The organism is Alcaligenes pakistanensis, from assembly GCF_014652815.1.
Lineage (GTDB): Bacteria > Pseudomonadota > Gammaproteobacteria > Burkholderiales > Burkholderiaceae_B > Alcaligenes > Alcaligenes pakistanensis.
Map to the genome: position 1 here is coordinate 258,188 of NZ_BMZN01000005.1, position 7,698 is coordinate 265,885.

The window sequence follows — 7,698 nt, forward strand, 5'->3', positions numbered from 1 at the left end:
GCTGATGAGCTTGCTTTAAACCAGCTCGACGGCCAGGGCGACGGCTTCGCCACCACCAATGCACAGCGAGACAATGCCGCGCTTGCCGCCGGTTTTGCGCAGTGCGCCGATCAAGGTAGCCAGCAGGCGAGCACCCGATGCACCGATGGGGTGGCCCAGGGCAGTGGCACCACCGTGGATATTGACCTTGTCGTGCGGGATGTTCAGGTCTTTCATGGCGGCCATCGTGACTACGGCAAAGGCTTCGTTGATCTCGAACAGATCCACATCGGCCACACTCCAGCCGGTTTTATCCAGCAGCTTCTGAATAGCGGCCACCGGAGCGGTTGTGAACCAGGCTGGCTCCTGAGCATGCTGGGTGTGAGCCACAATGCGGGCCAATGGCGTTGCGCCCAGTTCTTTGGCCTTGTCTTCGGTGGTGATGACCATGGCGGCGGCACCGTCCGAAATGGACGAAGCGTTGGCAGCCGTAATCGTGCCGTCTTTCTTGAAGGCAGGACGCAGAGTCGGGATTTTCTCGGGCATGGCTTTGGCGGGGGCTTCGTCCTTGGCAATGACGACATCACCCTTGCGACCGGCAATGGTCACCGGGGCAATTTCCCATTCAAAGCTGCCATCGTCGCTGGCTTGGCGAGCGCGGCGCAGCGATTCCAGTGCGTAAGCATCTTGCTCTTCGCGGCTGAACTCGTATTTGCTGGCGCAGTCTTCGGCAAAAACACCCATGGCGGTGCCACGGCTGTATGCGTCTTCCAGGCCGTCCATGGCCATGTGGTCATATACAGTGGAGTGGCCGTAGCGGTAGCCTTCACGACCTTTGAGCAGCAGGTAAGGCGCATTGCTCATGCTCTCCTGACCGCCAGCCACCACCACATCCACGCTGCCCGCTTTGAGCAGGTCGTGGGCAAACATAGCGGCTTTCAGGCCCGAGCCACATACTTTATGAATGGTGGTGCACGCCACACCCTGGGGCAGTCCGGCACCCAGCGCCGCCTGGCGAGCGGGGGCCTGGCCCTGTCCGGCCTGCAGCACGTTACCCATAATCACTTCGTCGACCTTATCGGCCTGGATGCCCGAGCGTTCCATCGCCGCCTTGATGGCGACGGCGCCCAGCTCGTGGGCGGCAAGATCAGACAGGCTACCCATCATGCCGCCCATAGGCGTGCGGGCGATCGAGACGATGACAACGGAATTAGTCATGAAAGACTCCTGGTTGCAAAGAGGAGACCGGCGCGCGCTTGGCAAACTCATGCAGCTGCCGATCTTTGTTGTATGGAAAAATATTTTCGATCCGACCTTGCGTTACTCGCAAGCGGCACTGAGTCCACCATTCAGGTTCCAGCAATTCTGCGTGGTGGGCCATGAAAGCTTTGCGGATGCGCGGGTCGGTCAGTAGAAAATAGCCGAATTCTTCAGGAAATACATCGTTCGGGCCGATGGGGTACCAGGGCTCGCTGGCCATTTCGGCCTCTTCATTGGGCGCAGTCGGGATGACGCGAAAGTTCATCTCGCGCATGTGCTGGATTTCGTCATAGTCATAGAACACGACGCGGCCCAGACGGGTGACACCAAAGTTCTTGAACAGCATGTCGCCGGGAAAAATGTCGGCGGCGGCCAGTTCGCGAATTGCCTTGCCGTACTGCTCCACGGCGGCATTCAAGGCGGGGTCGCTGGCTTTGTTCAGGTACAGGTTCAGCGGGGTCATACGGCGTTCGATATACACATGACGCAGCAAGATGGTGTCTTCAGACTCCTCCAGCAAGCTAGGTACTTCGCGGCGCAGCTCTTCCAGCAAGGCTTGGGAGAAACGCGCTTTGGGCAAGGCAACCTGAGCGTAGTCCCAGGTGTCCGCCATGCGCCCGACACGATCATGCTTTTTGACCAACTGGTATTTGCTGCGCACGGTGGCGTGGTCCATGCCCTGCTTTTGAATGCGGTCACGGATCAGCTTGAATACATAGGGATAGGACGGCAAGGTAAATACCGTCATTACCATCCCGGCAATACCGGGAGCCAGATCAAAGTGATCGTGCGAGTGCGACAGGTGGTGTAGAAAGTCGCGGTAGAACAGGGTCTTACCCTGTTTTTGCAGGCCGATGGCGGTGTATAGCTCGGCCTTGGGTTTGCGTGGCAGCAGGCTGGACAGGAAGTCTACGTAGGCCGACGGGGCTTCCATATCGACCAGGAAGTAGGCGCGGGTAAAGCTGAACAGCGTGGACAGGTCGTCGGTGGTGTGCAGCAAGGCATCTATATGCAAATGGCCCGAGGGACGATGCAGGATGGCAATCGAAAATGGCAGCACTTCGCCCTGATTAATCAGGCGGCCCACCACATAGGCACCCTTGTTGCGAAAGAACAGGGAGTTCAGCACCTGAATCTGGCAATCCGAGCCGATGCGCGAGCCATAACCACGCGGCAGGCGGCGGCACAGCTGGCGTAAGGCCATGCGGGCCAACGTACGCACATCGCGCGGCAAGTCGGCAAAGGGGGCGGCCAGACCGAAGTCGGCCAACATCTGGGTCAGACTGGCTTCCAGACCTTCTTCGGTGGGGTAGTACACCCGGTACGAAGGTAGCGCGCCGTCCAGATAGTCTGTGGCAACGGCAGGCCGTACAAAAATGAATTCGTTGCGGAAGTAATGCCGGTGCAGCACACGGCAGGAGACGGAATTAAAGAAGGTCTCTGCGCATTCGGGCTGACGGTGGCCCGAGAGCAGCCGTACAAATTCTGCTTTAGCTTGCAGCCACAGCTGTTGCTGGACATCATCCAAGTGCGCCGGGCTGGCCGGGTCGGGCTGATGCAGGCGCAGGGTGTGGCTGAGCATGGCCGCGCATTCACGCACGCGTGTGGCGTAGTACTCGATACGTTCACGCGACAGTTGCTGGATACCCTGCCAGTCGCCTGACTCGTACAGAGATTTGGCGCGCTGGGCGCTGTAGCGAAACAGCGCGTAGTGACGATTAAAACCGTCCAGCATGGCCTGGGCCACCTGGATAGCCGTCAGTCCCGGCTTGTGAACCGGGGTGATGACAGTAGTTTCGCCAAAATCAGGGTTGGACATGCCTTTGCCTTTTTAGGCGGTTTCAGCGAACAGTTCGCGGCCGATCAACATGCGGCGGATTTCACTGGTGCCCGCGCCGATCTCGTACAGCTTGGCATCGCGCCACAGGCGGCCTGTGGGGAATTCGTTGATGTAGCCATTACCGCCCAGAATCTGGATACCTTCACCCGCCATCCAGGTGGCTTTTTCAGCGCTGTACAAAATGGCGGCGGCGCAGTCTTTACGGACGGAGCGCGCATGGCCGGCACCCAGGCGATCCAGGTTCTTGCCCACGGCGTAGCACAGGGCCCGGCTGGCTTGCAGGGTAGTGTACATATCGGCAATCTTGCCTTGAATCAGCTGGAACTCGCCGATGGCCTGACCGAACTGCTTGCGGTCGTGGATGTACGGTACCACCACATCCATGACAGCTTGCATGATGCCCAGCGGGCCACCGGCCAGCACAGCACGTTCGTAGTCCAGACCGGACATCAGCACTTTGACGCCGCCATTGATTTGGCCCAGCACATTTTCTTCAGGTACTTCACAGTCCTGGAATACCAGCTCGCCGGTGTGGCTGCCGCGCATGCCCAGCTTGTCCAGCTTTTGGGCGACGGAAAAACCGGCGAACCCTTTTTCGATCAGGAAGGCGGTAATGCCACGCGAACCCGCTTGTGGGTCGGTCTTGGCGTACACCACCAGGGTGTCAGCGTCCGGGCCGTTGGTAATCCACATTTTGGAGCCGTTCAGCACATAGCGGTCGCCCTTTTTCTCGGCGCGCAGCTTCATGCTGACGACGTCAGAGCCGGCACCGGGTTCGCTCATGGCCAAAGCACCAATGTGCTCGCCGCTGATGAGTTTGGGCAGGTATTTTTGTTTTTGAGCTTCAGTGCCGTTGCGGTTGATCTGGTTCACACACAGATTGGAATGGGCACCATAGGACAGAGCGACCGAGGCACTGGCCCGCGAGATTTCCTCCATCGCGATCATGTGCGCCAGGTAACCCATATTGGCACCACCGTATTCTTCGCTAACGGTCATCCCCAACAAACCCATCTCACCGAACTTCTGCCACAAGTGCATGGGGAACTGGTCATCGTGATCCAGCTGAGCCGCTAAAGGGGCAATTTCGGCCTGGGAGAAGTCGGCGACAGCGTCGCGCAGCATGTCCAGGTCGGAGCCAAGATCGAAATTCAGGCCGGGCAGGCTCATGTGACACTCCGTGGAAATAAATGGGTTGGGGATGTGTATTTATATTACGTTTACGTAAACGTCATATATATGGGTTTTCCCTTAGCGGGCTTCGGTTTTCAGTTGTTCACTCATGTTGTGGCAGATGTCTAGCTGGGCCTGGATTTCCTGCAAGGTCTGGTCCAGGTCCTGCCGTTGGCGTTCCAGGCGCAAGCGGTGCTCGTCCAGAACAGCCTGATAGTGCTTGAGCTGGGAGGCGGTGTCCATCGGGGATTCATACATATTGATTAGCCGCAGAATCTCCGATAACTGAAGACCTAGGCGCTTGCCGCGCAGGGCCAGCTTCAGGCGGGCACGATCGCGGGGCTGGTAGATACGCTGTGTGCCTTGGCGCAGTGGGCTCAAGATCCCTTGATCTTCATAGAAGCGCAAGGTGCGAGGCGTGATGCCAAACTCGTGCGCCAGATCCGATATTGTCCAGGTTGTCGTTGTCATTTTTAGTGTGATTTACGTAAACGTAAACTATCATGCCATAGAGCCGGGGTGCGAACCAGGGCCTATTAACCGTAAAAGGAGCCTCACACTGGCTGGCAATCAAGCAGCAGGCTAGGCGCGCAGGCCGTAGCGTGGTGGTTCCACGCAAGGCGTGGGCAACGACGTATGCTGCTTGATTGCCAGCCAGCCCAAAAGGGTGAGTATGTAAACACAAGCCTGCCTGCGTTGCGAATGCTCGCCGTGGACCCGCCACGGCTCTGCTTCGCGCCTTGTCATGCTCGTGTTTGCATACTCATGTGAGGCTCCTTTTACGGTTAATAGGCCCTAGGGCCTTGTAGTATGGTCTGCCCTTACGCCCGACAAGAGCTATTCTTTGGAGCGAGCATGAATCCTAACGAACAAAAATTGAATTATCCCTGGGCAGATACCCTGCCCCCTGCAGGCGGCAGCCTTGAAGTCGCGCCGGGGGTGCGCTGGCTGCGCATGCCTTTGCCCTTTGCGCTGGATCACATCAATTTGTGGCTATTGCGCGACCAAATCGATGGGCGCGACGGCTGGACGATTGTGGACTGTGGGATCGCTCGCCCCGAGGTGTGCGAGCTGTGGGAACAGGTTTTTCAGAATGAGCTGGACGGTTTGCCGGTGCTGCGTGTGATCGTCACGCACATGCACCCGGATCACGTTGGTTTGGCAGACTGGTTGTGTCAGCGCTGGAATGCGCCGCTGTGGATCAGCATGACCGATTACGCCACTGCCAAGCTGTGGTCTGGGGCTGGTGGACGTCAGACAGGTGCAGAAGCCGGTGGCCCCAACGGTGTCGCGGCTGAAGCGCATTTTGTCCGTCACGGTTTGCAGGATGAAAAAGCCCGCGAGCAGATTCGCAGCCGTGGGGACTACTACCCGTCCATGGTGCCCTCGGTGCCAGATCGTTTTGTGCGTTTGCTGGATGGTCAGCGCGTTATGATTGCCGGTCGCCCCTGGCGCTTGATTGTGGGTTACGGCCATGCCCCCGAGCATATGTCCTTGTACTGCGAAGAGCTGAAAGTGCTGATCTCCGGTGACATGCTCTTGCCTCGTATCTCCACCAATATCAGCGTGTTTGATACCGAGCCTTTTGCCAATCCGCTGCCTTTGTACCTGGACTCCTTGCAGTCCTATCAGGATCTGGCCCCGGACACCTTGGTGCTGCCTTCGCACGGCAAGCCTTTCCGTGGCATGCATGAACGCATTCGCCAGCAGCAGGAGCACCATGCCGAGCGTCTGGAAGAAGTCCTGGAAGCCTGCGCCCAGCCCTGTACCGCTGCGGATATTCTGCCTGTGCTGTTTCACCGCAAGCTGGACTCCCATCAGATGACCTTTGCCATGGGTGAGGCTATTGCTCACCTGCACGCCTTGTTCTTTGATGATCGCCTGCGCCGTGAAATGGGTGAGGATGGCGTGTACCGCTTTCAGCGGATTTAAGCGCTGCACGGTTTGTGCTGCCCTCCTAATAAGGGGACGCAATATAGCGAAAAAGGCTTAGGCGACTGAGCATCATGGCCTGTGGTAGCGTAGAGCTTTTCTTGCTACTGCCTGCCGAAACTATGAGCTCTGATCTCGCCCTGGATACCGCCCTGCAACACACTGGTCTGGCACCATTCGACCCGCATACGGATGCGGCACCGGTGGCTGTGCCCATCATGCGCACCAGCACGGTGCGCTTCCGCAATCTGGATGCCTTGGACCGAGCTCAGGTGGACAAGGCGGATCCTGAAAAACGGTCGGTGACCTATGGGCGCTCCGGCATGGATACCCATGCGGCGCTGGAGCAGGTGTTCTGTCAGTTGGAGTCTGCCACCCAGGCCTTGCTGGCACCGTCGGGCATGGCCGCGATCACCCTGGGCCTATTGGCTTTGCTGGATTCTGGCGATCACGTGCTGATTGCCGACAGTGCTTATGGCCCGGTGCGTTACCTGGAAAAAACCGTGCTGCGTCGCATGGGCATACAAGCCACGTTTTGTGCGCCCACGCCCGAGGAGATGGAGCGCCACCTGCAAGACAACACCCGCATGGTGTATGTGGAGTCGCCCGGTTCTTTGCTGATGCAGATGTTGGACATGCCTGCTTTGGCTGAGTTTGGCCGCAAGCATAATCTGCTGCTGGTCACTGACAATACCTGGGGCTCGGGCTATATCTATCGCCCGTTGGAGCTGGGTTTTGATGTGTCCATCGTCGCGGGCACCAAATACGTGGCGGGCCATTCCGATTTGATGCTGGGGGCCGTGATGTCGGCAGACCCGGCCATCAACAAGCGCTTGCACGACAATCACTATGCTCTGGGCTTTTCCATCAGTGCGGATGATGCCTGGCTGGCCTTGCGTGGTGTACGCACCTTGCCTATCCGTATGCGCGAAAGTGCAGCCAATGCCTTGAAGGTCTGCCAGTTTCTGGATAGCCGTCCTGAAGTTACCCGTATCTATCATCCGGCCTGGCCTCAAGATCCCGGCCATGTGCTGTGGCAGCGCGACTGCACAGGCTCGAACGGCATGTTGTCGGTGCAGCTACGGATGAGCAATGCGCAGGCTCGTGTGTTTGTGGATGCCCTGACGCTCTTTGGCATCGGTTTTTCCTGGGGCGGTTTTGAGAGCTTGGTGCAGTTGGTGGATACCGCCTTTTTAAGCGGCCACAGCTATTGGCAAGGCAGCCAGGACTGCCTGGTGCGCCTGCATATTGGTCTGGAATCAAGCCATGACTTGTGTACTGACCTGACGCAAGCCTTCGAGAAGGCGGCGCAGGTTTAAGGCTGCTATTTCTTTATCAAGTCACTAGTCGCTGTAGGGTTGCCTGATGCAAGACTCTTAACTTACGCGAGGTGTGTCGACTGTTTATTAGCATTGATACTGCACTGAGATCAGTATCGATCAGCCGTCTTTAGTCGATGAAAGAAGCAGAAAAACCAACGGCCCTCAAGACTGGATCGAACTCCAGTCTTGAGG

General features: G+C 57.9%; 6 protein-coding genes. 2 read left to right on the forward strand and 4 right to left on the reverse strand.

Features of this window, described 5'->3' with window-relative positions:
- Positions 1–15: 15 nt before the first annotated feature.
- The 4 genes from IE156_RS16575 to IE156_RS16590 form a co-directional block, all read right to left on the reverse strand.
- On the reverse strand, positions 16–1,197 hold the full coding sequence (locus IE156_RS16575) for an acetyl-CoA C-acyltransferase (protein WP_189393752.1): 1,182 nt from the start codon (positions 1,195–1,197) through the stop codon (positions 16–18).
- Positions 1,190–3,058, reverse strand: coding sequence for a bifunctional isocitrate dehydrogenase kinase/phosphatase (gene aceK, locus IE156_RS16580; protein WP_189393753.1), 1,869 nt, complete (start codon positions 3,056–3,058; stop codon positions 1,190–1,192). Before aceK ends, IE156_RS16575 begins: the two co-directional genes overlap by 8 nt.
- Before the next feature lie 12 nt (positions 3,059–3,070).
- On the reverse strand, positions 3,071–4,249 hold the full coding sequence (locus IE156_RS16585; RefSeq protein ID WP_189393754.1) for an isovaleryl-CoA dehydrogenase: 1,179 nt from the start codon (positions 4,247–4,249) through the stop codon (positions 3,071–3,073).
- Between the two features lie 81 nt (positions 4,250–4,330).
- Positions 4,331–4,723, reverse strand: coding sequence for a MerR family transcriptional regulator (locus IE156_RS16590; RefSeq protein WP_189393755.1), 393 nt, complete (start codon positions 4,721–4,723; stop codon positions 4,331–4,333).
- A 384-nt stretch (positions 4,724–5,107) separates the two neighbouring features.
- On the opposite strand from IE156_RS16590, the gene IE156_RS16595 reads away from it, so the two are divergent.
- A complete protein-coding gene (locus IE156_RS16595; protein ID WP_189393756.1) occupies positions 5,108–6,184 on the forward strand; it encodes an MBL fold metallo-hydrolase in 1,077 nt (358 codons plus the stop codon).
- A 122-nt stretch (positions 6,185–6,306) separates the two neighbouring features.
- On the forward strand, positions 6,307–7,503 hold the full coding sequence (locus IE156_RS16600; protein WP_189393757.1) for a trans-sulfuration enzyme family protein: 1,197 nt from the start codon (positions 6,307–6,309) through the stop codon (positions 7,501–7,503).
- Positions 7,504–7,698 lie beyond the last annotated feature (195 nt).

Excerpts from the sequence above, each read along its gene's own strand:
- IE156_RS16575 (WP_189393752.1), bottom strand. The coding sequence starts at position 1,197 with ATGACTAATTCCGTTGTCATCGTCTCGATCGCCCGCACGCCTATGGGC.
- aceK (WP_189393753.1), bottom strand. The coding sequence starts at position 3,058 with ATGTCCAACCCTGATTTTGGCGAAACTACTGTCATCACCCCGGTTCAC.
- IE156_RS16585 (WP_189393754.1), bottom strand. The coding sequence starts at position 4,249 with ATGAGCCTGCCCGGCCTGAATTTCGATCTTGGCTCCGACCTGGACATG.
- IE156_RS16590 (WP_189393755.1), bottom strand. The coding sequence starts at position 4,723 with ATGACAACGACAACCTGGACAATATCGGATCTGGCGCACGAGTTTGGC.
- IE156_RS16595 (WP_189393756.1), top strand. The coding sequence starts at position 5,108 with ATGAATCCTAACGAACAAAAATTGAATTATCCCTGGGCAGATACCCTG.
- IE156_RS16600 (WP_189393757.1), top strand. The coding sequence starts at position 6,307 with ATGAGCTCTGATCTCGCCCTGGATACCGCCCTGCAACACACTGGTCTG.